25 protein-coding genes and 6 pseudogenes are annotated in these 25,780 nt (G+C 52.8%); 16 read left to right on the top strand and 15 right to left on the bottom strand.

What is annotated here, in order from left to right:
- Positions 1-92: 92 nt before the first annotated feature.
- The 3 genes and pseudogenes from I9H09_RS26095 to I9H09_RS26085 form a co-directional block, all read right to left on the bottom strand.
- On the bottom strand, positions 93-1,145 hold the full coding sequence (locus I9H09_RS26095; RefSeq protein WP_147467987.1) for a hypothetical protein: 1,053 nt from the start codon (positions 1,143-1,145) through the stop codon (positions 93-95).
- A gap of 253 nt (positions 1,146-1,398) precedes the next feature.
- Positions 1,399-1,716, bottom strand: a pseudogene (locus I9H09_RS26090) (IS5/IS1182 family transposase); the annotation flags it as partial.
- Positions 1,717-1,930: 214 nt separating this feature from the next.
- The gene (locus tag I9H09_RS26085) at positions 1,931-2,911 is read right to left on the bottom strand and encodes an IS5 family transposase (protein ID WP_248972614.1); all 981 of its coding nucleotides are present in this window, start codon (positions 2,909-2,911) and stop codon (positions 1,931-1,933) included.
- A gap of 159 nt (positions 2,912-3,070) precedes the next feature.
- On the opposite strand from I9H09_RS26085, the gene I9H09_RS26080 reads away from it, so the two are divergent.
- Together I9H09_RS26080 and I9H09_RS26075 are read left to right on the top strand one after the other, a co-directional pair.
- Entirely contained in the window at positions 3,071-3,316 is a 246-nt protein-coding gene (locus I9H09_RS26080) for a hypothetical protein (RefSeq protein ID WP_234778529.1), read from the top strand.
- Positions 3,317-3,551: 235 nt separating this feature from the next.
- On the top strand, positions 3,552-3,866 hold the full coding sequence (locus I9H09_RS26075) for an HU family DNA-binding protein (RefSeq protein ID WP_054990116.1): 315 nt from the start codon (positions 3,552-3,554) through the stop codon (positions 3,864-3,866).
- A 269-nt stretch (positions 3,867-4,135) separates the two neighbouring features.
- On the opposite strand, the gene I9H09_RS26070 is transcribed toward I9H09_RS26075, so the two are convergent.
- The gene (locus I9H09_RS26070; protein WP_054990135.1) at positions 4,136-6,172 is read right to left on the bottom strand and encodes a hypothetical protein; all 2,037 of its coding nucleotides are present in this window, start codon (positions 6,170-6,172) and stop codon (positions 4,136-4,138) included.
- 544 nt (positions 6,173-6,716) lie between these two features.
- Here I9H09_RS26070 and I9H09_RS26995 point away from each other — a divergent pair.
- Positions 6,717-6,926 (top strand): annotated as a pseudogene (locus I9H09_RS26995) (hypothetical protein); the annotation flags it as partial.
- Between the two features lie 143 nt (positions 6,927-7,069).
- Here the strand turns inward: I9H09_RS26995 and I9H09_RS26065 are convergent.
- The 5 genes and pseudogenes from I9H09_RS26065 to I9H09_RS26045 all read right to left on the bottom strand — a co-directional run.
- The gene (locus I9H09_RS26065; protein WP_183142490.1) at positions 7,070-7,219 is read right to left on the bottom strand and encodes a hypothetical protein; all 150 of its coding nucleotides are present in this window, start codon (positions 7,217-7,219) and stop codon (positions 7,070-7,072) included.
- A 116-nt stretch (positions 7,220-7,335) separates the two neighbouring features.
- Positions 7,336-7,650: a hypothetical protein gene (locus I9H09_RS26060; RefSeq protein ID WP_054990134.1), complete on the bottom strand. Its 315-nt coding sequence runs from the start codon at positions 7,648-7,650 to the stop codon at positions 7,336-7,338.
- A gap of 43 nt (positions 7,651-7,693) precedes the next feature.
- Positions 7,694-7,909: a hypothetical protein gene (locus I9H09_RS26055; RefSeq protein ID WP_054990115.1), complete on the bottom strand. Its 216-nt coding sequence runs from the start codon at positions 7,907-7,909 to the stop codon at positions 7,694-7,696.
- 231 nt (positions 7,910-8,140) lie between these two features.
- Entirely contained in the window at positions 8,141-8,374 is a 234-nt protein-coding gene (locus I9H09_RS26050; RefSeq protein ID WP_046463947.1) for a BPSL0761 family protein, read from the bottom strand.
- A gap of 122 nt (positions 8,375-8,496) precedes the next feature.
- Positions 8,497-8,847: pseudogene (locus I9H09_RS26045) on the bottom strand (SIR2 family NAD-dependent protein deacylase); the annotation flags it as partial.
- Between the two features lie 305 nt (positions 8,848-9,152).
- On the opposite strand from I9H09_RS26045, the gene I9H09_RS26040 reads away from it, so the two are divergent.
- From I9H09_RS26040 to I9H09_RS26020, 5 genes are all read left to right on the top strand, one after another.
- Positions 9,153-9,713, top strand: a complete 561-nt coding sequence (locus I9H09_RS26040; RefSeq protein ID WP_005782565.1) for a recombinase family protein — start codon at positions 9,153-9,155, stop codon at positions 9,711-9,713.
- Between the two features lie 4 nt (positions 9,714-9,717).
- On the top strand, positions 9,718-11,355 hold the full coding sequence (locus I9H09_RS26035; RefSeq protein WP_221036040.1) for an IS481 family transposase: 1,638 nt from the start codon (positions 9,718-9,720) through the stop codon (positions 11,353-11,355).
- Positions 11,345-12,316, top strand: coding sequence for an ExeA family protein (locus tag I9H09_RS26030; protein ID WP_103391643.1), 972 nt, complete (start codon positions 11,345-11,347; stop codon positions 12,314-12,316). Before I9H09_RS26035 ends, I9H09_RS26030 begins: the two co-directional genes overlap by 11 nt.
- 611 nt (positions 12,317-12,927) lie before the next feature.
- Complete coding sequence (locus tag I9H09_RS26025) at positions 12,928-13,653, top strand: hypothetical protein (RefSeq protein WP_235662958.1); 726 nt, start codon at positions 12,928-12,930, stop codon at positions 13,651-13,653.
- Between the two features lie 223 nt (positions 13,654-13,876).
- On the top strand, positions 13,877-14,860 hold the full coding sequence (locus I9H09_RS26020; RefSeq protein ID WP_183142466.1) for a hypothetical protein: 984 nt from the start codon (positions 13,877-13,879) through the stop codon (positions 14,858-14,860).
- Positions 14,861-14,877: 17 nt separating this feature from the next.
- Here I9H09_RS26020 and I9H09_RS26015 read toward each other — a convergent pair whose 3' ends face one another.
- The gene (locus tag I9H09_RS26015; protein WP_055002489.1) at positions 14,878-15,531 is read right to left on the bottom strand and encodes a type III effector HopAZ1; all 654 of its coding nucleotides are present in this window, start codon (positions 15,529-15,531) and stop codon (positions 14,878-14,880) included.
- A gap of 569 nt (positions 15,532-16,100) precedes the next feature.
- Between I9H09_RS26015 and I9H09_RS26010 the strand changes: the two genes are divergently transcribed.
- On the top strand, positions 16,101-16,457 hold the full coding sequence (locus I9H09_RS26010; protein WP_235662959.1) for a hypothetical protein: 357 nt from the start codon (positions 16,101-16,103) through the stop codon (positions 16,455-16,457).
- Between the two features lie 165 nt (positions 16,458-16,622).
- On the opposite strand, the gene hopZ2 is transcribed toward I9H09_RS26010, so the two are convergent.
- Positions 16,623-17,711, bottom strand: a complete 1,089-nt coding sequence (gene hopZ2 / locus I9H09_RS26005; RefSeq protein WP_080268148.1) for a type III secretion system YopJ family effector HopZ2 — start codon at positions 17,709-17,711, stop codon at positions 16,623-16,625.
- Positions 17,712-17,870: 159 nt separating this feature from the next.
- Here hopZ2 and I9H09_RS26000 point away from each other — a divergent pair.
- From I9H09_RS26000 to I9H09_RS25970, 7 genes and pseudogenes are all read left to right on the top strand, one after another.
- Positions 17,871-18,899: pseudogene (locus I9H09_RS26000) on the top strand (Y-family DNA polymerase); the annotation flags it as partial.
- A 161-nt stretch (positions 18,900-19,060) separates the two neighbouring features.
- The gene (locus I9H09_RS25995) at positions 19,061-19,348 is read left to right on the top strand and encodes a hypothetical protein (protein WP_081032899.1); all 288 of its coding nucleotides are present in this window, start codon (positions 19,061-19,063) and stop codon (positions 19,346-19,348) included.
- 93 nt (positions 19,349-19,441) lie between these two features.
- Positions 19,442-19,852, top strand: a complete 411-nt coding sequence (locus I9H09_RS25990; protein WP_016569388.1) for a hypothetical protein — start codon at positions 19,442-19,444, stop codon at positions 19,850-19,852.
- 336 nt (positions 19,853-20,188) lie between these two features.
- A complete protein-coding gene (locus I9H09_RS25985; RefSeq protein ID WP_054990108.1) occupies positions 20,189-20,389 on the top strand; it encodes a hypothetical protein in 201 nt (66 codons plus the stop codon).
- 111 nt (positions 20,390-20,500) lie between these two features.
- Positions 20,501-21,151: an AAA family ATPase gene (locus I9H09_RS25980; RefSeq protein ID WP_054990109.1), complete on the top strand. Its 651-nt coding sequence runs from the start codon at positions 20,501-20,503 to the stop codon at positions 21,149-21,151.
- The gene (locus tag I9H09_RS25975; RefSeq protein WP_054990110.1) at positions 21,141-21,428 is read left to right on the top strand and encodes a hypothetical protein; all 288 of its coding nucleotides are present in this window, start codon (positions 21,141-21,143) and stop codon (positions 21,426-21,428) included. Before I9H09_RS25980 ends, I9H09_RS25975 begins: the two co-directional genes overlap by 11 nt.
- A gap of 222 nt (positions 21,429-21,650) precedes the next feature.
- A pseudogene (locus I9H09_RS25970) lies at positions 21,651-21,743 on the top strand (SOS response-associated peptidase); the annotation flags it as partial.
- 562 nt (positions 21,744-22,305) lie between these two features.
- Here the strand turns inward: I9H09_RS25970 and I9H09_RS25965 are convergent.
- The 4 genes and pseudogenes from I9H09_RS25965 to I9H09_RS25950 form a co-directional block, all read right to left on the bottom strand.
- Positions 22,306-23,468, bottom strand: a protein-coding gene (locus I9H09_RS25965; protein ID WP_122346372.1) for an IS3 family transposase whose coding sequence is annotated in 2 segments (ribosomal slippage) — positions 22,306-23,213 and positions 23,213-23,468 — 1,164 coding nt in all. Because the reading frame shifts where the segments join, the coding sequence is not laid out codon by codon here.
- 66 nt (positions 23,469-23,534) lie between these two features.
- Positions 23,535-23,699, bottom strand: a pseudogene (locus tag I9H09_RS25960) (peptidase S24); the annotation flags it as partial.
- A gap of 204 nt (positions 23,700-23,903) precedes the next feature.
- Positions 23,904-24,329, bottom strand: a complete 426-nt coding sequence (locus tag I9H09_RS25955) for a LexA family protein (protein ID WP_054990107.1) — start codon at positions 24,327-24,329, stop codon at positions 23,904-23,906.
- A 137-nt stretch (positions 24,330-24,466) separates the two neighbouring features.
- A complete protein-coding gene (locus I9H09_RS25950; protein WP_122347983.1) occupies positions 24,467-25,780 on the bottom strand; it encodes a replication initiation protein in 1,314 nt (437 codons plus the stop codon).

Genomic DNA, 25,780 nt, shown 5'->3' with positions numbered 1-25,780 from the left:
GCATGCGTCCCTGCAGATTTCAGCTCCCTTGCATTCGGACCTGATTCGAGAAATCCAGACTCTTCAAAACCAACATTCAGCGATGGTCATTTTCACGTCAGGTTGCCACGATATCCGCCTGTCGCTTCCCAATTGGTGGGGTGCCCGCTTGAGGGGCCGACCAACTCGTCTTTCAAATTTTCAGAATAAATTTCTTTGACGTTAATGTTGTTTCTGTCGAGGATGGGCCGCTCCTTGGTGTTCCATGTGTTAGCAAGGTAAGTGGGATTTTGATTGTAAGGATCATCTTTTGACATGGCGTGGACTGCCACGGTCTCACCACTTACCTTATTGGCATAGCGCATAGACAGGTTATCCCAAAGTATGTTTGCTGCTGGCACTGTATCGTTAGGGATATACGTAGAAGTGTTTGTTTTATCAAGCCCGGTTTCTTTCAGCATATCGACACCTACTTGGGCCACACCTTTTTCAACCATTTCTTTGTGCGGCGCATACCCCGGCGGGCTTGCGCTCGTAGGTTTAGCGTACTGAAAGCGTTCTTGCAGGTAGGAAAAGCTGTTTGACTCACCGCCGTAGTTGTCCAACTGATGACCTCCTTCAGTCATTTCCAGAGTAACTCCTTCATTTTTCCGAGCGATAGACTGCGCCGTCGTCATGGCGGAATGGATCATTTCACCATTTTTGAAAGTATTGCCACTCCAGAAATATGATTTATTAGGGGGGGAGGACACATCTGCGGTTGCCGTGAGCCCCCCCAGAGACGCAAGCTCACGGTTGCGTTCAGTTACAATATCTGCCATATATTTTAACATCTCAGCCCCCTGAGAAGTAGATCGCTCCCGCAAAGCTCTGAATTTTCTTTGCTTTTCGTCAGCGGCTTGACCATGCTTTTTGGCCAAAGCAGCTTCGGTTCCATCAGCGCCTTTCATAAGAGCCTGACGCATCAGACTTGGTGGTAATCGCTGTAGATCCCTTAAATTCGATTCGTTTACCTCTTCTCGAGACCGTTTGCGAGTACTAGGCGTCGTAACAGCGTGCTTGCCTAGAAGGGATGGGCCTGATTTTTTTTCTGAACTCTGGCTTTCGCGATGGATGCCAGGGTCGTAGTTCAGGCCTGAAGCGCCCATGGATTGAGATATTTTCATATGCTTTCCTATATTATTCAATATCAAAAATATTTTGATGCATGCCAGATCTAATGTTTTATCTATCCGATAATTTCTCTACGAGAATTATCTTGAATGCGTGGCAAAAAACAGATAATCAGTTCCCGCTCTTGGTTGGTTTTTCTGGAAAGTCGCTTTGGTAAAAAATGATGTCCTCTGGTTGTCAGGAGCCCCCAGGGTCAGGATAGTTGTCGCCTCTCCGGTTTTTCCTAAGAGGGTGCAGACAAAAGTATGTACTGAGTCGGCGCGCGAGTATCCAAACCTCGCCCAACCACACCCATGCCTCGCTTACCGCAAAAAGACGATCGTGGTGCATGATCAGTCGCCGAGCCCTCTCATTCAAGGCATGAGTTTGCTCCACTAGCTACCCATCGTTTGGGCATGACCACAAACCCACTCTGAACAGGCTCCGCGGAAAATAGATCGCCTTATTCAGAGTGCCATTGCCCTGTTCTTCTGTTTTCGGGCCTCGGATCATTTGAACATCTATAGCTTGCAGTTGATACGTACGCTGTGCCCATTTTCCTGCGTACGCACTATCAACAAAGAGGTATCCGTACGGCGAAGTCATCTACCCAGCCCTGCAAAGCCAAGACATAGTGTGCACTTAATTTTAGTGGACACCATTTCTAGCCTTTAAGGATGCTCCGATCAACTTGCCGCGCGTCAGCGGCAAGTCGAAAATCCACTCGGCAAACAGCGTTATTTGCTTAAAATCGAATGATGCCGCGTGCGTTGAGGGCATTTTCGCCCGGTTTTCCGTGTTAAACGCGCAACTCACCCATACCCATCAGCTGTTTTCGAGCCATCCACAGATTCGACAGGGCGAAGAGCGTGGTCAGCTGAGCTGTGTTTTTCATCAGCCCAAGAAAGCGCACTTTCACGTAGCCAAACTGACGCTTGATTACACGAAATGGATGCTCGACCTTGGCCCGTGTCTGAGCTTTGCAGTACTCGATCTTGCGCTTGGCCTTGTAGAGAACGCTGCGTTTATTGAACCTGGAATACGTGCTGCGCCGCGCCGCGATTTGCCAGATGACCTCACGATTTTCATGCTCTTCACGCTTCTCGACACTTATGTATCCAGCGTCTGCATACACCGCGTTTTCTTCGCCGCGCAACAGCTCGGCGACCTGCGTGACATCGGCCACATTGGCCGCAGTGCCATGAACATGATGAACCAGTCCCGACTCGGCGTCGGCGCCGATATGCGCCTTCATGCCAAAGAAATATTGGTTACCTTTCTTGGTCTGATGCATCTCGGGATCACGTTTTCCTTCCTCGTTCTTGGTCGAGCTGGGGGCATGAATGATGGTGGCATCGACGATGGTGCCCTGGCGCAGGGACAGGCCTTTCTCTTGCAGATAACCGTTGATGACCGCGAGGATCGCTGGGGCCAGTTGATGCTTTTCCAGCAGGTGCTGGAAGTTCATGATCGTGGTGTCTTCAGGTATCGGGGCGCTTAAAGTCAGGCGTGCAAACTGGCGCATGGGCGTGGTTTCGTAGAGCGCTTCTTCCATGGCCGGGTCGCTCAGGGAGAACCAGTTTTGCAGCAGATGAATGCGCAGCATGGTTTCCAGAGGATAAGGTTTTCTGCCACCGCCAGCCTTGGGGTAGAACGGCTCGATAAGGCCCAGCAGACCTGTCCAGGGCACGACCTGATCCATCTCGGCGAGGAAGCGTTCGCGGCGTGTCTGCTTGCGCTTGCCGGCATATTCGAAATCGGAAAAGCTCATCTGGCTCATGGGCAGCTCGGATCAGGTGGTCAGGCGTATTTCATCACATTTGGGGACTTGTTCGGAGATTCCTTAGCTCCCACCTGGTGGAGCAAAGCAGATATCAACAAGCAATGGGGTAAACCCGTTGTGACGGCCTCGGGTGAGTCGAGGCTAGAGCGTTTGGATATGAAATTTGCCGCAGAGCATGCCAAGAAGGCCACAAAGGCAACAACGTCACCGTCAATCTTGGAAATGTCGGAAGACGAAACCGGTGCGCCCTATCTGCTACTGGAGCAAACCTTGCTGCAACGTGTGTACATAGCAGAACAATTGGGTGCCATTCCGCCATTGGATGAAAAATGGCTAGCGCGCGTCATACCGCCTTCGCTACGCCAGTTGTCACAGATTCAGAAATCCACGGGCCTTCATTAAAGGTCGCCTCCGGCTGGTGACGAAATTACAGCTGTTGGGCCAGAGATACTCGCCAGTCAGTAATATGTGCGCCCAGCCCAGCGGTGAGATATGGGCCAGGAACTGGGGCGGCACATCAACAACCGCGATAAATTGGGGCTGCTACTGGATGGCGGGGTTCTTGTCGTTCTTGTCGGCCCCAAGCCGACGCCTTACTCTGTAATCCAAATGAATTTGATAGGGAAGGAACACCATAATGGCTCTGACTAAAGACCAATTGATCGCCGGTATCGCAGAAGCTATCGACGCGCCAAAAAACACCACGGGTAAGGCTCTTCAGCAATTGGGACAGATCGTTGCCGACCAGCTGGGAAACGGTACAGAAATCACTGTACCGGGCATCGGAAAACTGAAAGTGGCAGAGCGCCCAGCTCGCACTGGCCGCCACCCTTCGACTGGCGCCGCCATCGAAATCGTTGCCAAGAAAGTCATCAAGTTCGTCCCGGCCAAGGTGCTGAACGACGCGATCAACAAGGGGAGTCCGCAGAATTCGGAAAAAATCGTACGGTAAGCACTTCCGACATGGGACAGGCTGCTCACCAGCCCCCTGTCAGACTAGGATGGTTTTCTGTATTTCCTGACGGATCGCCGCCAACTTCTATGACCTCAACCTGACCGAATTCACGCCAGCGTACGATTTTTTCCGTTTTCTCTATTCGCCCCTGACAGAGCCCGGTGAAACGGTGGCAAAGCAACTGAAAGACCAGGCCAAAGCTGCCTAGGTCGCGCATTAGGGGAAAATACTATGCTAACGTTTTACACCCTCACTTTCAAAAAGCTCTACACACCAAGACCAAGGTGCCGTCGAACTTCCGAATAGTCGTAGAGCTGGTCCTTCATCGACGAGATCGTCGGGGCACGGGCGGAATCCGGCGTCCGGTGTGGCAGACCTGACGCGGCCAATGCGTCGAGCGCCGACTGTAAGCTGGCTCGTGCCAGGCGCAGCTCTACCTTTGCGACCGCTAGGTTCTTCAGTCCTACCGGGCCACTCGTGAGGCCATGTTTGAGCGCTTGGGCAACAAGCGCAAGCTCGTCCCAACGCGTATGCGCGTGTTGCTTATATCCGGCGGACGTACGCAGGTCGACATCGCGATTTCCAGCGCGAAATCGCCAGTGCTCAGCATCGGCTGTGTATACCTCGGGGTCCACGCGCAGTTGCGTCATGATCTTCTTATTGTCAGCTTTACTCATCCGCACCTCGCCCGTTGCACCGGTGAAGACGGCACCGCCCGCAGCACCCGTGCCCGCCGCCACGGCGAGCGGCGCGGGCTGCAAGCCATGGTCGTGACCTTGCGAGTCATGTACGTGGAAGCTGTCGATCGACGCGACGGCATCGACCACCGGTAGCGTCGTCCCCGTCGATACGCCGCCCTGGAATGCCTGCACGTAGCGCTGCACGATCTGTGCACCTTCGCCCGGCTTGCGCATACGCGCTTGGCGGTTGGCCTTCTGGAGATTGTCGAGGTCGTCCAAGCAGCGTCCGATTACGCTGTCCTCAGGAATAGCGCTCCAGCGGTCCATGTTGAAAGACTCGAATTGGTCGGCGTGCATCTTCGTCACGTCTATCTTGGCGTCTAGTTCCCGCAGCTGCTTAAGAGCCAGGGCGCGCATCGGCCTACCCGCCTCGCGCTGGACGTCGATGTCCTTCTGCATCTCGAGCCGCCGCCGCATCAGCTCGCCGATGGTGTCCTCGTAAACCTCGCGAATCGCGGCGATCTGCACCTCTGGCTGGGTCAGGAACGACTGGCGCAGCTTGGACTCGGAAATATGCTCGACAGTCAGATCCTTGAAGTGGATATTCGCCGCATTGTCCTTCAGAAAGTCCCCCCACTTCGTGTTGGCGCGTAGGTTGTAGCGGTGCTTGTTGCGCCGCTCGTCCAAGTAGCCCGCTCCCCATTGCAAAGGGATAGTGCTGGCCAGAATGGCGGGGCCCGCGACTTGACCCACCACCGGAACGGTAGTGGACACAACGGTGCCTATGGCGGCCACGCCATTTACGGCCATTCCCCAACCTTTACCGTAGGTTTGCGTGCGATTCAGGCCGATGCGGCGCCGATACTGTCGGTCAGCTACGCCATGCAGCGCGAGAAAGGTGTCCACCAATCGCGGCAGCGCCTGGGGGTCGCTCTTATGGGCTCGCGCAAAATGTCCAACGGCCTCATCGAGTTGACCGCGCATCTCCCTCGCGGCTTTCACTATCTTACCCATATCGGGGCTCTTATCGATCTGCGGCGATAGGACAGGGAGTCCACCCACGCGCTTAAACGATTCCATGACGTCCGTGACGGAACGAAGGCCGCCTGTCAGAGCTGGATTGACCACGCTGGACGGCAGTTGGTGGGAAAGAATCTTGACTGTCTTGGTGACGGTCTTACTCACGCCGGGGACCTCGGAAACCCCAGCGCTGACTGCTGCGGCAGCTACGCTAACCAAGCGTCCCGCCACCGAGTGTAGTCCTTCGTACAGGCCGGCTTTGTGCACGCCCTTCTTGTATTGGTCTATGTCGATATTCAATGCGGCGAGCAGGTGCCTCTGTGCAACGTCGGTGAGCTGTGTTCGGCTGAACTTGCGTGGGGCGGCCTGCACTTCGGCGATCAATTCATCGACGGGCCGGTTGACCAAGGCATCAAGGCGTTGATTGCCCGCACTCGTGCGTGGTGGCCGTGGAGAGAGACGTGCTAAGTTGTTTTTCTTGCAATAGATCTCGGCGGCCGCGCGTAACTTTACGGCTGCAAGCACGCGATCAAGGTCGAGCGGTCGGGCAATCGCGGCTTGGTAATCGGTCAGGAGCGAATGGCGCCTGCCGGCGGCTGTCATAACTTCAGCACTACTAGCGGTTTGCTCAGATCCGACGCTCTGTACCTCAAACGCCAAAGGCGTTGCAACACGTTCCAATCCGTGATCGGATTTTGAACGTGTAAGCAAAGGCTGATGAGGCGTCAAGCCGTGAGCGCCGACATCAGAGCGCGTGCGCCGCATCGGACTGCCAACAAGATGTCTGCCACGGTTTTCCTCTTGTGTCACAAGGTGCCGGTGGTTGTGATGCTCCGGTGGCGCCATCCTTTCAGGCTGAACAGGGCAAATGGTCTGAATGGGAGGGGGCTCCTCCGTCAGACTTTGCGGTTCTTGGAGTATTCTGTATGCATTCAGATTGCTGCTCCAACTATTAGCCTTAATCATTGCTTTTCCTAATCGCTGCCTCGACATTGTTGTTCATTTGACCAACCGGCAAGAGCCGATGCCTCGCTTGAGTGTTCAAAAAGCACAGGAGGGTTCCTAAGACAGCTCCGAAACAGAGCCTGATAATAGACTTGGCAAGATTGCTGAGCCGCTGCACAGCCAAAGCACTAAGGGACATTCCATGAACGCGATTGCCCCTGTCATGGGGTTCATAACCTGTACTGAGCCGCTTCAGGCAAAAGGCAACGGGTATGACTATCCCATCCTGGTTCGGATTGAATTCGAGCGACAGCCAGATGATTCAGTCCAATTGGTTTCCCGGGGAGGCAACACAGGAGCACTGATCAAAGATGCTAGAAGGGTGAATATCTCAAGCCACGACTGGGACAACAGCGGCGGCTCGGTACGAATGTACTTACGGGATATAGTGACCATATCGTCAGTCCTTCGATGTCGTGGGCGCAAAAAGTGGCATCGTTCTACTGCCACTGCTCGATGGCTAGGCTTAGGCAGAATTGGGCGTTTTCCGTGAAGTTATGGCCGGGAGCGATTGGCCTTGTCGGCTGTTTCGTACCAGTCTGTGCGATAGAGCCTATAGGCCAGGCCGGAAAAGCTGTTTTCCGCGGTAGACAGCTTCTTTTCAGCTTCGGCCAGATCGTTGCTCGATGGGAATCCACTCGCCACTGGCCAATTGTTCTTCAACCAACCACAAAGGTTCGGGTAGTCATAAGTCTATTCCTACTTGCTGGCCAACGAACGCCACTGGAGCTTTACCAGCCTGGGTAAGGGCCTAGGCAGATTTATTTCGCCGATCTGACTGATACCAGCTCGATGTATCTGTATTTCTTGCGAGCGATCTTCAACGCATCCATTTCAGCCTGAAGGAGGCTGAGCGTATCGGCCTCGTGGGTGATCAGCTCTGTCTTGCCTTCATACTCATTGCCTACACGCAGCGTGACTATCAGTTTGGGTACAAAATTCTTGGCCGTCTTCCGCCGATCAACTGAATGCTCATGCCTTCTGACCACAGCATGCGCTTGAGCCTGTGGGGTCGCTGAATGTCCGGCAGACCCGCTAGAGCCGAACAGTGCTTGCCGCATTTCTTCTTCGGTCATATTCATTCCGGCTTCCATAAATGATTTCCTAGAATAATTCATCTCACTCGATTTCAGGCGCACTGTAGTCAAAGCTGTAATTGCCCAACGTACCGGCCTGCTCACCTTGCGTAGTTTTAGAGAGAGCCTGCTGATACCCGTCATCGTCCGTACTCCTCAACTTGAGCTCGAACAAAGCTTGATCCAAAAGCTTCTCTAAAGCCTTTGGGGAGCTAGCTTCAACTGTGATGGTAATTTTTCCAGGCGCTTTCACTTTCATATCTGACTTTCCTTGCTGATTACTTACCGAGGCTGAGGCCAGCATTTGTAATCGTTGCGCCGCCTTTTTTCAGTGCTCCTGCGTCAGCAGAAATCACACTGTAATGTAGTGGTCAACTGATCCCGGACACGACATCTGCCGGCGAGGGGGATTCGTAGCACAGAAAATGACGTCCGCGCGACTTTAACGAACTGCGTCTGTCCAGTCGATATGGTGATCAGTGCTGCGACGCTACTCATCGATCGTAGATCCGAATATCGGATACAAGAACGGGAACGACGGCAGCATTGTCGCCTCCTCCTCAAGTCGCCCAGCCAGCAAAACATCGCTCCTCTCAGGATAGTGCCGAAGCAAAAAGTGGGCGTCCCGGCGTACTTTTTCAGGGAGGGAAGTATCCCGCGCGAGCTGTTTGAGGAAGCCTTCCGTATGAATCACGGCGCGGCTGCGCTCTTTAGGAGTCGTCATCACAAACCTCCGAGAACCGCTAATGGGATAGAAAAATGAGCTCCGCACCGTCCGTTCTAGCCAGGCTGTTTCATCAATACGTCGCGTTCGGGTGCAGTAAACACAGTCAGAGTGAGTACTTGTTACGGTGAATTGAGCTCGCGAGACAAAAAAGCAGATAGGTGAGAGAGGATTTGTGTAGCTCTACCGATCAACATGATTTCATTGGGCGCCCCCATCCCTACATCAACCGTATTTACGTGGATGACAGTCGCGCCACAAGCCAGAGCAATGTTAGGTAAATCTGCGGCAGGGGTGACAATTCCAGACGTGCCGACTGAAATAAGCACGTCGCAGCTTTTCACCAACGACAATGCAGACTTCCAGACGTCTGGAAGCAAATCCTCACCGTACCAAACCACACCGGGGCGTAGTTTTCCATTGCACCTCGTGCATCGTGGAGGCTCTATTAGTGCACCCTCTTCCATAATTGTAGCGGCCTGCAATCGAAATGGCTTCGACCTGCAATCATCGCATTTTTCGACCGGGATTAATTGCGTCTATCCGAGCCAGCAGACCGAGATTATTTGCGAATGAACCTGCATTCATCTGATTCGACCTGCAATCGACCGTCATGAACCGGAATTGACTGCGAGTGAGCGCACGCTATTTCTGTCTCATTCGAGTACACCCTTGTGAGACGCGTGGCTTAGGCGCTTTTTGCGTCTCAATAGGGTGGCTTTTCATTTTTGATATGGTAAGTTCTCAGCTTCTAGAGCCTAAAGAGACATACTTGACGATGGCCCTTTACGGATACGCTCGTGTTTCCACAAGCGATCAAGATTTCGTTCTGCAAGAAAAAACTCTGCGTGAAGCGGGCTGTGATGTCGTGCGTGCCGAGAAAAAAAGCGGGGCTAGCCGGGTTGGTCGGACGGAGTTGAAAACACTGCTCGATTTTCTACGCCCTGGCGATACATTAGTGGTGACGCGTGTTGATCGTCTCGCACGTAGCATCAAGGATCTTCAAGACATCGTTTATACACTTAAAGAACGTGGGGTTAGTCTCAAGGCGACGGAGCAACCAATCGATACGCAGAGCGCAGCCGGAAAAGCATTTTTGGACATGCTGGGCGTATTCGCTGAGTTTGAAACCAACCTGCGACGCGAACGGCAGCTTGAAGGAATTGCTGACGCTAAAGCTCGTGGTGTTTACCGGGGCCGCAAACCGTCGATTGACCCTCTGGAAGTTCAGCGCTTATGGACCGAAGAAAATCTAGGTGCCACAGAAATTGCTCGAAAGCTTGGCGTTGGTCGTGCTTCAGTGTATCGAGCCCTAGCTCAAAATGGACGCCAAGCGTAGTTCCATTCCTGTTGACTCGTTGCTGCAATTGCGGCAACGGCTCGACCGCTTGCCGAAGAAAAGCCCGGAGCGGGCTACACAAGTGGCCGCGATAGCTGAGTTGTACGGCGTGTCCCCCAGCACCGTGTACCGGGCGCTGAACCTCATCCATAAACCCCATACGGTCCACCGTGCCGATCGCGGTAAGCCGCGTGTATTGCAGCGGGCCCAGCTGGAACGCTACTGCGATCTGATCGCTGCGCTCAAACTACGTACCACGAACAAGCAAGGGCGGCACCTTTCCACTCGCCGCGCTATCGAGCTGTTGGAGGATTACGGGGTGGAAACTGAGCAAGGCTTGGTCAGAGCACCCAAGGGTATTCTGACCCGTAGCACGGTGAACGAATACCTCGGTCGCTGGCTCTTGAATCAGTCGCGATTACTGCGGCAACCGCCCGCCGTTCGGTTTCAGGCTGAGCACAGCAATGACTGCTGGCAATTCGACCTGTCACCTTCCGACCTCAAGCACATCGACAAGCCTGAATGGATTGACCCGAGCAAGGGTGAACCGACGCTGATGCTGTTCAGCGTGGTAGATGACCGCAGCGGTGTGGCTTACCAGGAATACCACTGCGTTTACGGTGAAGACGCGGAAACGGCGCTGCGCTTTCTGTTCAACGCCATGGTACCGAAGGCTGACCCGACCTTTCCGTTCCAAGGCCGTCCCAAGATGATCTACCTGGACAACGGCCCCGTGGCCAAACGTCGCGTTTTCCAGAACGTCATGCAGGCGCTCGGCATCGAGTGGCAGACGCACATACCGGCTGGCAAGGATGGCACACGCACCACGGCTCGCTCAAAGGGCAAGGTTGAGCGGCCCTTTCGTACCGTGAAGGAAGCTCACGAGACGCTGTACCACTTCCACAAGCCGGAAACCGAGGTGCAGGCCAACGAATGGCTGATGCGTTACCTGGTGCGCACCTACAACGTGCAAGGCCATCGTTGCGAACCGCATTCGCGTATTGAGGACTGGCTAGCCAACCTGCCCGCCGAAGGCCTGCGCGAGATGTGTACCTGGGAGCAGTTCTGCCGCTTCGCTCGCGAGCCAGAGAGACGCAAGGTTGGCGTTGATGCACGCGTCACCATTGAGGGCACAACCTTTGAGGTCGAGCCTGACATGGCGGGAGAATCCGTGGTGTTGCTCTGGGGACTGTTTGATAACGAGCTGTATGCTGAGTTCAATGGCGAGCGCTTCGGTCCTTTCTACCCGGTGTCCGGACCCATACCGTTGCATCGATACAGAGCGTTCAGGCGTGGCAAAGCCGATGAACGATCCGAACGCATCCGTTCACTGGCCGATCAGTTAGGCCTGCCCATCGCCGCGCTGGCCGGGAACGACGTGAGGCTGACACCGTCCGCCGTTCCCGTGGAGTTGCCACGTCTGCCCTTCGATGCCGAAGCGCATGAGTACCACTTTCCCAGTGTTATCGCCGCCAAGCTGGCCGTCGCCAACGAACTGGCGCAGCCATTGGCCAAGCTTTCGAAAGAGGATCTAGCGTTTATCCACCAGGTGGTGAGCGAGACCTTGATTCGACGGGTTGTCCTTGAACGCGTCAGAAGCTACTTCCGCAACAAGAAAACAGGAGACGAACATGCGGGTTGAAGTGATGCATCACTACGGGCTGACTTTGCCGCTGAACCAGGCCGGTTATTTTGAGACTGCCCACCATCAGCAACTGATCAAAGACATCAAGGGCGCGATCTTCGAAGGCCGCCTGATTGCGCTCTGTGGCGTCATCGGCAGTGGCAAAACCGTGATGCTGCGACGGCTTCAACAGGTGATGGAGGCAGAGAAGAAGATCACCGTGTCCAAGTCCCTCGCCATTGAGAAGCACAGCATCAAACTGGCCACCTTCATCGCCGCGCTCTACTACGACCTGTCCACCGAAAAACAGGTACGCATCCCGACCCAAGGGGAAAAGCGTGAGCGCGATTTGCGCGAGCTGGTGAAGAAGAACAAACGCCCAGTGGCGCTGTTCGTAGATGAGGCCCATGACCTCAATGGCCATACGCTGACCGGACTTAAGCGCTTGATGGAGCTGGTCGAGGACGGTGACGGTCGGTTGTCGGTGGTGCTGGCCGGGCATCCCAAACTGCGCAACGATCTGCGTCGGCCGACGATGGAGGAAATTGGCTACCGCACCGACATCTTCTCACTCGACGGCATCGCTGGCAGTCAGCGTGAGTACATCCACTGGCTGCTGGAGACCTGCACGGAGGGCAGGGTTGACGCTGAATCGATTCTGACCGAAGACGCCATCGACCTGCTCGCCACCAAGTTGCGCACACCGCTGCAAATTCAACTGCACATCAGCCTGGCCTTGGAGGCCGGTTACCTGACCGGAGAAAAACCTGTCTCAGCGGAGTTGGTGGAATCCGTGCTGTCGCGGCAACTGGATGATCTGGAACCAACCCTGACGCGCCATGGCTACCGCATCAAGGATCTGGTCGAGCAGTTCGACGCCAGACCCACCGAGATCAAAGCGCTGTTCAGTAACGCACTCGATCCGGCTCGCACCACAGAACTGCGCGACAGGATGCTGGCGGCGGGACTGCCGATTTGAAATCGTTTACTTTAATTCGCTAATATGAATCGGAAGCGACGGAATGCGGTTTCATTCGCAATTAATGTGAGGCCGTGAGCACTTCGATTTTAAATGTCCGATTGAAGTGATGACCAAGTAAATTAGTGTGCAATATGCTACGTAAACTTTAATTCAGTTACTGTGCTGCATTCTGCCCCTGCAACCGCCGTCTAAAAATAAAGGTTCGCAATTAGGGTTCAGACCATAGCCAGTAAAATATATTTTATTTAATAGACTGCTTTATGTGGAACCGATTGAGGGGTTCTGACCAAATAAATAAAAATTCAAGATGGAGAATGTACTAAAGCAGATTATGCCATAACAAGTCTGTAGCTCTCTAGCCGTCTAATTTGATCTTTTGCACGACATTCAATAAATAGCTATTAAATTAATACTTACACAGGCAGTAATGATGATATATGAGAATACAAGGTGGTACTTCTTTTAGCATTCAACAGAACACAACATCTGAGCATAACCTAGCTCAAGAGCAAGGGAGGGCTTCTTTCGGCGAGGAAAGGGATTCAATCAGCTCGCCTGTCGGCTCCCCAACATCAGTGTCAACGGAACCCGCTGAAAACGCGCGAGTTATGAGCGCTGTGCTGAACCCACAAAGGCCCAATGTGAAGAAAGCAGATCTTATTCCAGGCGATATTTTGCTTCTGATCGATGAGCCACATGATACCGAGAAACTGCATAAAATTATTATTGCTGGCCAAAAACTTGAAGGTCTGTCTATGCTGAGGAATAATATAGGTAAAGCCAGTGCGGTTCACGCAATATTGTGGACTCGAAATCCCCAAAATCCAGTTTCAACCGAGCGTGGTGGGAAGGGGGAGAGTGAAGTTGTTGAAATGCGCGGCGGCGGTATAATGGACACCGCCTTGCGCAAGGGCCTTTATCAGGTTTACCGGCCTAAAGACAAAAATATAGGTGACTGGGCAGCGCAGTCAGCCATGTCATGGGCAAGCGAACGAAAAATACCTTACAATGCAATTAAGTCCGCTAAGTCTGTCACTCGATTTTCAAACTTTGGCCCATTAGCCATAGCCTCTGCAAAAAAATATGGCCAAGACGCGTTCGAATCCAATCCAAAGTGGGGGGAAGACGGCGCGTTCTGTTCTCATCTTGTACTTGCTGCTTATCAGGCAGCCGCCCAAAACGTGGGAACTCCTTTGAGTGGGGCATTAAAAGTGGATGCGAAAGGATGTTCTGTTAGAACGCTTAGTCACTTTCTACAAAAAGACACGACCCAGTTCGAGTTCACTGGTCACTTACGTATAAAACCAGACGAAGTTCTTTTTCCTGAGGATTAATTCTATAGATTTGTCAGATAGTGTCGAAAAGATAGGCATTTAAGCTCGACAGTTGCCACAGTCGACAGCCTTCAGTCGCAATTAATCCTAGTTGGCTGTGCTCGATTGCAGGTCGAAGCGGATGGATGCAGGTTGATTGGCACTGAATCTCGTTTGCGGGGCTGGATAACCGCAATTAATTCGGGTCGGAAAAGGCGTTGATTGCAGGTCGAGGCCATTTCGATTGCAGGTCGTTACAACTATCGACTTCGAATTGGATAACGCCCCGGTGCAGGCGATCTGGAGCGGTCAGCGCGGTCATGTCCCTCGGCCCGAGCTCAGGGGAATCTCCGTCTTTGATAGCGACTGTGCCCGTCATTACCTACAGACGAGAGAGGCGGCCACCTTTCAGCCGTCCGCCCTGGCCTACTTTCAACAGTTGGCAAATGGTCTAAATCAAGCTCTACGACCAAGGCTTCAGGCAGAAATCGCGGGGCTTGCCACAGACATTACACCATTAAATGTCATCCCCGCCGATACCGTAGCCGGCCAAACAATACATCCGATTGGTCCAGCCACTGATCTGACGCGCGCACGTACTCTGGCCATGCTCAATGCGGATGAGCAAGCAGACCTCGCTCGTCTGCCGCAGGAGATCAGCGAGGCAGATCCCACCGCCAGGGCAACGAACCTCGACAACGCAGCAATTAGGGTCGATGAGCTGACAAACAGCCTCGCTATGGCTGCCAACATAGTATCTGATGGTGCGATTGGTACCGCGCAGTCGGCTCATCGAAGTCTAGTGGAGGCCGAAGCGGCTGAAGTCGCTGCATCTGTCCTACTGCAGTCGGAAGATGCCACGCAGCGGCTTCCCGGAACTGGACAAGGCCCATGGGCTTTATTGTTCAACGCCGCACGCGAGTATTCGACTAGCACTGCGTATCCCGGGCATGCCTTTCCGGTCACCGACGAAGGTGGAGTATGCGTGCTTTGTCAGCAGGAGCTGACTCCTGAAGCGAAGGATCGCTTACAGCGGTTCGATCGCTATATCCGGAACAGGGCGGCCGAAGCCGCCCAAGTTGCGCGCAACGCTTGGCAGCAGATCGTACGTGACGTCAACCAGGCGACCGTTACCCTCACCGTTTCTCCGGTCATGTTTGAGAGCCTGGGGGCGCGAATAGCGACCCTAACTTCACGGAAAACGGCAAAGGAGCCGCTGATAAATTAGCGGCGCCCTAACTTTAGTTACTTCCAGCGTGCCAAAAAAATGGATCTACCACTTTCATGCGGAGAGCGATGTACTAGTTTAGGAACGTCGCCTTCGCTGATTCCTTTGCCGGCAAAAAAGTAGAAGCGATCTAGTTTGGCCTCCTTGGTTCTTCTTTCAATAGCATCGGCATCCAGAGGTACCATTTTGCCATAAGTCCCAGTTCTAAATATTCCTTCTGAGTCCCTTGGCTTCACAAACTCAGTACCACGACCTTCAACCGTTGCAATGCAAATGACCTTCTTTGGCTCTTTATCTTGATGCCATTGATCTGCCCCCTGATTTTTGGCTCGCCGGAGCTGAAACTCTTGGGTTCGGAGTTCTCTTTCGGTTCCGGTAAGCTTGGTGGCGATATTTTTTGCCACTGTTGTTATTGATCTTTCATAGTCACTGGACCTTAAATCAACCACCTTTCCGACGGCATCTTCTCGCCATGCAGGATTACTAAGGCTGCTTTGTTCGTGCAGATAGTTCCTCGTAGTTTCCGATATGGGAACAGTGAAGTATCCTTTCTCTTTGAGCTTTTCCGTCTTTTCCTGAATTTGTCCTTGGTCAAGTTTCAACTCATCAAAAGGCTGGGGCTGAGTGTAATACGCCGATGTACCAGCTCCGCCACGAATGCCATAGGTCACGAATATTTCCTCTGAACGATGATGATTTTAAACATGGAGTGGCCTTTTGAAGCCGTCATTTAACGACGTCAGCTCCTACTCCACTGTGCCATAATTATGTGGCGCTAAGTACGAAAAAGGTTCCTGAACGAGGCTGGATTCCGCAAACAGGAGCCAGGTTGTTTGACGCCTTTTTTGCCTAAATATGAGATTAAGTGCACTTTCTGTTCCGTTGCTCCCAAACCCTGAGTTCCTGAGCACCATAGTGGCGGTCACAAGATTCAGTCCTCTACCCCAATAGCGCTTTTGTCCCTTTAGGCTCTAGATTTTGTGAAAGTACTATATCAAAAATGAAAATCAACCCTATTGAGACATAAAAAACGCCTCAGACACGCGTCCCGCAAGGTGTACTCGAATGAGACAGAAATAGCGTGCGCTCACTCGCAGTCAATTCCGGTTCATGACGGTCGATTGCAGGTCGGATCAGATGAATGCAGGTTCATTCGCAAATAATCTCGGTCTGTTGGCTCGGATAGACGCAATTAATCCCGGTCGAAAAATGCGATGATTGCAGGTCGAGACCATTTCGATTGCAGGCCGCTACACTTATCGACCACGACGTAATCGCACGACGTTCATCTGACCCTTATACCTTTTATGATCTGGGCGATTCGTACTGTTCAAATCCGTTCTGGAGCAGTTGCCCTCATCGAATGGCGTGTGCTGGCTGCGATTTTAATATTCCCAAAGCCAGTGCCAGAGCGCAGGCTCTGGAAAGTAAAGCGTCCATCGGACATTATCTGGAGGCCGTGCCCCTGACGGCCGATGAGCGGGCTATTGTTGAAGGTGACCTGGAAAAATTGGATGGGCTTATACGCAAGCTCGATGATGTGCCGACGCTGGATGGCCGAACGCCCAGTCAAATCGATGCGAGTAAAGGCCGGTAATCGTGGGCGTCCCAAGGAGCCGCTGATTTATTCGTTTTTTGCCCCGAGAACGCTTTGGAGACCTTGATTTATAACGAGGCAATAACTGGTTATTGAATAAGTCAGCGGCTCCCTCGCATGTCTTTTTTCTCAGGGAGACCCATCTAAATAAGTCAATGCATCTTATTATTGGCTCTCTAGGGCTTTCCTTATCTTTCGCGCCCGGGACGACTCGATAGACATACTATAGTTTTCTGGATCACCCCCCTCCCGATGGACGCGGAATGCCTCAGCACGCTCGTTTAACGTTTCTCTGGACGATGACCGATTTGTGCTGACATTGTCGTTTGCTATGTGGGGCTGAGCTTCCGCTACAGCAGTGAGTGTGCCACGGGACTGAGCATGTTTATAAAATACGGCAGGCAGCACTTTCTTTCCGTCAACCAATTCTATTCCTCTGGTAAGTCGCGATCTGCTATCTTCACTATTTGGAAAACAATAGCCACTATCAGCCAAGCTTTCATGAAGACTATCGAAGACGCTATCTTTTTGGTAGGCGCACAAAGCAAAGTTAAGCGAAAATATGACACAGTCGTGCCATGAACGTTGTGCATCAGTCTCTATGATAGACATTTTAGCATTTCCTCGAAATCGCGTATTGACCTCCTCACGCAGTTGAGGATAACCCGGTAAGTAGGCAGGAGGGTAAACATCATCCTTATAGGCGGTAATGGGCTCCAATACGATCAGCGTCTTTTGACCATTGGAGTGGTTACGTACGTCCACAGCAACGTGATGAAGTGAGGGCGGATTTAGCCGAAAAACACCACGCCACGCGCCGGGCTCATTATGACTTTGCAGGTGATCGAGGAATGCGATGCGCGAGTCGAAACAATGAAGGTTAAGTTGGGAAAAGCTTGTATTATAAGCTGCAGCAAGCGAGCCTAGGTTTTGAGCGTCAAGTTGGAGTGTGTCACTATTGGATTGTCGGTATTCTATATCGTCGAGTATATTTTTTGCATAATGCAAGAGATCCGGATTTGAATTCATCTGTGATCTGTAGTACGACTCGCGTAGCGCTGAAATCTTGTCCTTGGCTCTATCGGGTATGTCAGCAGCTACAGGTTGCCTAGGCGAGTGCGGAGTGGATTGCTCCCATTCGCTGTCGGAACTTGAAGTGTTCGAAGAGGCTTGGGCGGTATCAGCGCCATAATTTCTCCCATAATCCTCGTTGTAGTCATGCCGGACGCTAGGTTTGGAAGCGCAAATTCCCATTGTGATGTTCTCCTTGCTGCTTAGGAAGACTTCTGGATTAAACGCCCTTGAGTGGTCAGGTAAGCTACCGTGGTTCCATGAATGATGGTCATCCCACTTATCAAGCCAGCCAGAGACGGTGAGCTAAGGGGGCATCATGGTGTTGATTTTCTATTCCACATAAATGGCGACTTAAGCCAGCGCGTGATGGCCATCATTGAATCCATGGTCCCTGCTGTTGAGGTTTATAGCATCGATGAGGCGTTTGCAGAGCCTGGCAATCTGACCGAGTTGGGAAGGTCAATTCGATCCAAAGTCTACCGCTGTACCGGCATTCCCGTGGGTGTGGGGATTGCACCGACCAAGACACTGGCCAAGCTTGCCAACCATACGGCAAAGCGTCTTCAGGCGCACACCGGCGGGGTCGTGGACATCTGCGACCCTGTAAAACGCGATTGGGTGCTGCGCAATACTTCTGTCGGAGAGGTCTGGGGCATCGGTCGAAAGATGAAAGCGCACCTGGAGGGCATGTAGATCCTGTCGGCCAAGGACCTTGCCATGGCCGATCCTTGGATGCTGCGCAAAACGTTTAGCGTTGTGATCGAGAAAACTGCACGGGAGCTTGCAGGCACCGCGTGCCTGGAGCTGGACGAAGTCGAGCCGCCAAGACAAGAGATTTGCTGCAGTAGAATGTTCGGCAAGCGGCTGACCGAGCTGGGGCCGATCAAAGAGGCGGTGGCCACGTACATGATGCGTGCCTCTGAGAAGCTGCGAGCTCAGGGATCCGTGTGCAAAAAGATCAGGGTGAGCATCCGCACCGGCCAGTTCAATCCTGACGAGGCCAAGTATGCAAATGGCGCAATGGTTCAGCTGCCCTACCCCACCAACGATGTGAGGGTGATGACCCAGTTCGCGACAGAGGCGGTTTCGCGGATTTTTCGACCAGGCTTCAGGTACAGCAAAGCCGAAGTCTTGCTGATGGATATCTGCCAGCCAGGCGAATTCACCGACGATCTGTTCACCATCAATCAGCCGGCGAGTTCAGATCGACTGATGGCTACTTTGGACATGATCAACGGCAAGTGGGGACGCGGGACGCTGCGTACAGGATCAGTACCAGCCGTTCCGGATTGGGGGATGCGCCATGAGCTGATGAGCCAGAGCTACACCACGCGGCTTGATCAGCTGTGGGTCGTAAAGGCTAAGTGATCTATTCCCAGCTCTCGTTTCTGCTTTAAATATTAATTATGAATTAGTAATTAATAATTCTTGTTTTTAGGCCCATATGGGCCTATTATGTCTTTGTTGGTGGCACGCAGAGAGCCACTCGAACCTGAGGGGGCTAGTCGTTGCCACCTACGAGGAACGAGATGAGACTTTCAGATGTAGCGACTATCCGGACGAATTTTCCAGAGGCTCATTTTTGGATAATTCGTCGGGGTTCAGCAGAACGATGCGGCGCACCGGGGCGAGTGTTCAATCCTGAACACATAGGTGTCCTGGTGAACCGAACAGACATCGTTCTACCTGACTACCTTTTCTACGCGTTGATGCATGTGCATCAGCAAGGCTACTGGGAAAGGTTCGCAACAGGGACGCTGAACCTGGTCAACATCCGTGTTTCAGACGTTCAGCGTATCGAAATGTCACCACGGTGAAGAAGGGGCCGCAAGGCCCCAGTCTTTACGTTCCTCAGTGTGTTTTCTTAATTGGCAATTAATAATTATTATTTATTAATTAATGGGATGACAATGAAGATTGAGCTACCTGGTATCCCTGAACAGCAGAGATTGATTTTCGAGATGGCTACTCGCGAGGCGATAAAGCAGCTCGAAGCAAACCTGCACGCACCTAGCATTCCTGGTCCGAAGGATCTGGACGAGGCTTTGTTTCCGCGTACTCACCTGTTGCGTAAGCACGAAGGATGGGAAGCACCTCACGCAGAAATAGTCAGGTCCTATTTCCGGCACTTCCAGGACCATTTCGACGCGTATGCGACGGATAAAAAGCTGGCGGGATTGCTTCGCATCGCATCGGACAGACGGATTAGGAAGTTCAAGGAGGGGAGCCAAGACGTGCCTTACGAGATCTGGCGAAATTTTCTAATCCTTACAGGTCGAGTGCCACAGGATATCGTGCCGATTCTGGCATTCATGGGCTAATAGAAGGAGAAGGTAGTTAAAGAAGGTGCTGGGGATGGGTGCAACCACCCCCAGCGTGAACACAATCAACCTGGTGGAAAATCATGCTCAACATGAAATGTATCACAGCTCGTCCTTTGCTGTTACGTGACCTTGCAGACCCTAAATATCGCTTTTGGATAAAACAGTTTGCCGGTGAGGTTGCAGCACCCTGCGTCGCCGAGTCGCTCATGTCGTTCCTTAGTAAGCATTCCCTAATCACCTGAAAGCTGTTTTTGGCTTCAGCGAATGGCCTCTGTGTGTCCGCTCGGGCACGCAGGGAGCTGTGCCGTCCAATCTGGGCTAAGGGAATGGCATATGACCTCTTATGCGCTTACTGGAGCGGTCATCGATGACGATGGTGTTACTACGATCATCAACGAATTCACGACCAGCGCAGCACGTGCAGCTGAGTGGATCCGCTTCTACACAGGCAACGGCTTTACTGGCACGTTGATCCTTACAACGACTGACATCGATGGTAGCAAAGCCAAGCGCCGGGTTGTTCTAGATCGTTGAGAAGGGGTATGGGCCAATCAGCACTGTATCTGGCTTGACTAGATGCGCCGCAGAGCTGATTATTAATTGTTATTTGCGAATTGTTAATTGTGAATTAATTCAGGAGGCCCCATGGGCACAATCGTGATCGTTGGAGGGAACAAAGGCGGCGTAGGCAAAACTACCACTGCCGTTAACGTATCAACTGGGTTGGCAATGGAAGGGCACGATGTCTGCCTGGTAGACGCGGATGCGCAACGCAGCGCCTCGAAATGGTACGCAGAGCGTGAAGCGGCACAACTGGAACCGAAGATCACCCTGATTGAAAAACGCGACAACATCACGGTTACGCTGCGAACACTGAGCGAGAAATTTGATTATGTGATTGTCGACGTCGCTGGTAGAAACTCACGTGAATTGATCACCGGAGCAGTAGTGGCCGACATCATCATTGCCCCAAACCAATGCAGCCAGCTCGATCTGGACACCCTTGGTGAGCTGCAAGAACAAGTCTTGCGCTGCAGAGATCTAAACCCAAACCTGCAGGCATATGCCTATCAATCAATGGCTTCCCCAAACCCTGCAGTTCGTATCACTGAGAGGCGCGAATTCCTGGAATTTCTTTCCGAGTATCCTGAGATCAAGCCTTTAGATTCAGTTGGCTTCTATCGGAAAGCATACAAAGACTCGATTCCTTCGGGAATGTCAGTTTTAGAAGGGAAAAACCGTGAAGCAGCCAACGAGATAAAGAGTCTGTTGAAAGAGGTGTTCCATGGCAGTTAAAAAGGCGAGTGAGACTGCAAATCGGAGGGAGCAGGTCAGCGAGGAAGCATCTGAACGTCTGGCCAGAGAGCTTGCTGACAAGCCTTATGACTCTACCCCGTTGGCAAAGGCACCGGATAAGCGGAAGCCAGTTCCCGTATCGATCAGCTTGCCCCCAGGCATACTGGAGAAAATTGAGGACGATGTGCGTGAAAATAAGCGCTCCGGAAAAGCGCCCAGGACGGTCAGCGCGATAGTTAAGCATGCGCTGGAAGCACAAGGTTACACTCTGGATTAATTGGTAATTATTAAATAACAATTAATAATTTTCTCATTCCTTCAGGGTGTTCGCGCAAGGCGAACCGAGGCGAAGCTGAGTGGTTTTCAGATCAAGTACGAAGAGGGTGCCTGAGGCACCCTTTATCGTTTCTGGTATTAGGCTGTAACCAGTCGATTAAATGGAACGGCAGGGCAGGGCGGCATCTTACATTAGTACACCCACATGCCCCCGTGAGGCACTATGTGCAGCCATTATGAAGCAGCGTCACCACACCAGGTCGCCGAAGCGTTCGGCGTAGCACCGTTCGACCAGGGCAGACTTGATTTGTGGCCTGTGTAGCGACTTATACCTAAACGGTACATAGAATTTTAGGAGATCCAATAATGTCTATTAAAATCAGAATTTTGAGTATCACGGGTCTACGATGTAGGCATACATCGTAATGCATCGCTCCCTAGCGCCGCGGTAACGTCGGCGCTTTTTTCATTATCGAATCCGTACTCTGCACCGCATTACTTCGCATTGACTGTGGGTTGGCCGTCTGCGAAATTGCACTCCACTTGACCAGTCGTTTGCATTCGTTCTGACCACCGATTGCATCGGATTTGACCAGCACGCTTTGTAACCATGATCGGCAGAGAACGGCCAAAAGGAGCCAGTCGGACACGTCTAGGAAATTCGGGGCGATTCACTGCTTGAGGGTTGCGTAAGGGTTGGACTGGATCAGCGAAAGAATCCGAATAAGGCAGACCGTGGTATTTCTGAAGGAGGTGCTTTCGGGGTATACAGACCTAAGATATATCTGCCCCGAATGCAGCTCCCAGAAACTCAAATTTTGAAGCGCTGAATTATAATGTTCTCTTCCATTCAGCTAGCGCGATAGCAATTGTAGTGGTCAACTGATCCCGGACACGACGTTAAGTTTTTTCTCGTACTGAGCGGGTGCCAGTCCATTATTGAACTGGTGTGGCCGAACCCAGTTGTAGCGATGCATCAGATAATGACTGATATCCCGCTGTGCCTCTTGGGCCGTCATGTAGCCCACGGCGGGTATCCACTCGGTTTTCAAGCTGCGGAATACACGCTCCATCGGCGAGTTGTCGTAGCAATTACCTCGGCGACTCATGCTCTGGCGCATGCGGTATCGCCAAAGCCGCTGGCGAAACTGTCGGCTCCCATATTGGGAGCCCTGATCTGAGTGAAACAGCAGGCCCTGAGGCTTGCCGCGTTGCTCATAAGCCATGTCCAGCGCCTTGATGACCAAGTCCGTGTCCGGTTTGTTTGAAAACGCCCAGCCCACCACCCGACGCGCATAAAGATCCATAACCACCGCCAGGTAATGCCATTTTCCTTGCGCCCAGATGTAGGTGATGTCGCCACACCAAACCTGATTGGGCGCGGGTACATCGAACTGCCGATTCAAAATGTTCGGAATGTCAGGCCTCTCCACTGTTGCTTTTTTATAAGCATGAGAGCCAGGTTGCTTGCTGATTAATCCCAGTTCCCGCATCAGGCCACGTACCTTGAACCGGCCAATTTGCTCGCCATCTTCCTGCAATACCGAAACGATACTGCGGCTGCCAGCAGCGCTTCGACTTTGCCCGAACAGCTCATTGACTCGACTGAGTAAACGAACCCGCTCGGTGTCTGGAGCCCGACGCCGCTGGCAATGGTCGTAGTAGCACGAGCGAGGTGTCTCGAACATCTCGCACAGCAATTCGATCGGCTCATGGGCACCTAGCTGATCGATCAGCGCAAGCGCTCGTGTTCTTCCGACATCAAGAGCGCGGTAGCCTTTTTTAAAATGGATTTCTCCCGCTCAAGACGAGCGATGCGCGCTTCCAGCTCCTGAATTTTCTGCTGCTCGGGCGTCAGGGCTTTGCTCTGAGGCGTCACGCCATTGCGCTCCTGCTGGAGCTGGCTAACCCAGCGACGCAGCGCAGACTCGACCACTCCAAGCGAGCGAGAAGCTTCGACATGGCTATAACCTTGATCGAGCACGAGGCCTGCGGCCTCACGTTTGAATTCAGCGGAGAAGGTACGGCGTTGCTTGGTCATCAGACACCTCTATATCTGGCGATATTCTCGCCTAAATGAGTGTCCGGAATCATTAGACCACTACATTACGAGATAAATGTGGGGAGCGCGGATGTCAAATAACTCATCCAAAGAGATGCGACTTTCTAGGTGATCAGCAGCTGGGGACGGAAATCCGGCTGGCACCTTGGCCAGGAAGAAGGGCAGCTCAATTGACGAGGGGCCTAACAGGCCGAGGAATTTTATGCTCATCAACCACGCTCCAACGAAGGCATAAGGCAGCACCGCGATCCGACCCTATGAGCTGAAAACGCCATCCTGTGGCTGAGCTTGACACCATCCGATAAACGGTTAGTAACCCTAATCAACTGTTTCATATGATAATTATCGCTTGTAACGGTTAACAGCGTTCCGGAACGGTTGCAATCGACCAGGCCGAACACCGGCGTTGGCTTATTACTCAAAGCTTGTGACGCCATGTAGCACAACGCCCCATATCGACAGCTCTTCACCTTCAAGGATATGCCGAGGCGGATAGGCGGGATTGGCTGATTTCAGCACCACATGGTCGCCCTGCAGGATGAGAATTTTGCACAGAGGCTCATTGTTCACTGCGGCAATCACGATGCTGCCACTGGACGGCTTTCTCGAACGATCTACGACCACCAAGCTGTCATGAAAGATCTTTGCGCCCTCCATGCTGTCGCCATCGATCTTGGCCACGTAGATGTGAGGCGCACGCAAGTCCATCAGCCGGTCGAATGAAAAATCCTGCTCGATGTGGTCCGCAGCAGGATTAGGAAAACCGGCGGGGATTTTGAAGGTGTAGAAGGGTATGACCTTTCCAGACCTGCACAACCTACCGAGGATTTTGACGTTCATGGGAGAACCTAGCTGGAAACAGAGTTAGCTGTATGAACGTACAGTTAGCGGCGCGCTGCCATCACTCGTCAACTCAAGCCGACCAACAGCACATAGACCACTGTCAGGCCGCACTTAAATCATTAGCGCACTCCCCATCATGAACAATCGTCATGTTCATTTTTTAACGGCTCTCCAGCTTGCGGCCCCTTCGGCACCGCAGATATCTGATGTATACCGGATTGCACACCCGAGGCGCGGCCATCAGCAGGCTGACCAACAGGGGCCGGAACGGGTGGGGTAGCGGGTGAAATATCTTGCTGAAGTTGCATGAGCACAGCCTTACGGCTGACCTTGAGAACGCTCACAGTGGACGGTTGGGCGACTTCAGTAAGGATGTGCGTGTAGCTGGCCACCGTTCTCACCGAAACGCCGGCAAGTGTTGCAATGGCAGAACGTATCAGTGCCTTGCCCTGGTCTTGAAGCTGCCTGCACGCTGCTCGGATCTTCGATTCTGTGGCTTTGTGCCGCAGTTCATTAGTGCGTTTGGCCGCCAGGCTCTGCCGTTCAGTGAGCGATAAGCTGCCATCGAGCTGCATTGCCCCTCGGTGGCAACGGCGATCACCGGTGTAGCGATCCCACGTCCAGCGGCCTACGGATTTGACCGTGGCGCGTATCGACGACAGGGGCAGGTTTTCCGAAAAACCCTGCTTTAGAAAGCTGTTGTGGTTGTAGGCATACGCATCGAGCGAGCGCATGAAAGACTCAAACGAACCCAGCTCACGCTCGCGATTGACGATGCTGTACGCAAAATAACGCAGCTGCTCGAACAGGATGCAATGCCGCGAATGGCTGACTTGGTCGAGCTTGGGGCCTGTAGCCCAAGGTTTCACTGTCAACTCAACAGCGCCCGCGAGTTCGCCCAGTTCGTACACGTGGCTATGAAATTCGGTGGTCTCCCACCAGGGGTGGCCGGGTGTTTTGGCCACGGGCCCCCCGTGGTAGTCCACATCGGCATCGAGGCGAGCGGCAAACGCGGCATAGATGGCTTTCATGTACTGAATGGGCTTGGTCCGTGCATTCTCAGTTGTGCACACGGACGGCACGGCATAGAACAACTGGGAGTGGCCACTCTTGCGGTTGCGCACCATCAGGTTCGGCGCGGGCAACCCTGCATCGTCCCAGGCTAATGCGTTGGCATGGTCCAGATCGAACACGAGCCAGGACACCATACCGGGACGATTGACCTGCATATAGGGATAACGCAGGGCGTATTCACGAGGGCGAACGCGGGTAGCGGTTTTGTCGTCGCTGCACCGTGCCATGTAAGGCGCTTCCAGCAATAACCGGTTGAGCGCAGTGCCGTCTTCAAAAAAGCGGGCCGGAGGCAGGTGGGTGCTGATGGCCATCGGATCGGCGTTGGTCGTGAGCGAGGAGCCGAGGGAAATACTGATTGCCTGGTCGTGGCTCAT

This window comes from Pseudomonas tremae (assembly GCF_023278125.1).
GTDB classification, from domain to species: domain Bacteria; phylum Pseudomonadota; class Gammaproteobacteria; order Pseudomonadales; family Pseudomonadaceae; genus Aquipseudomonas; species Aquipseudomonas tremae.
Note: the sequence above shows the minus strand (reverse complement) of the source record. Positions and strands in the feature narration are given on the sequence as shown.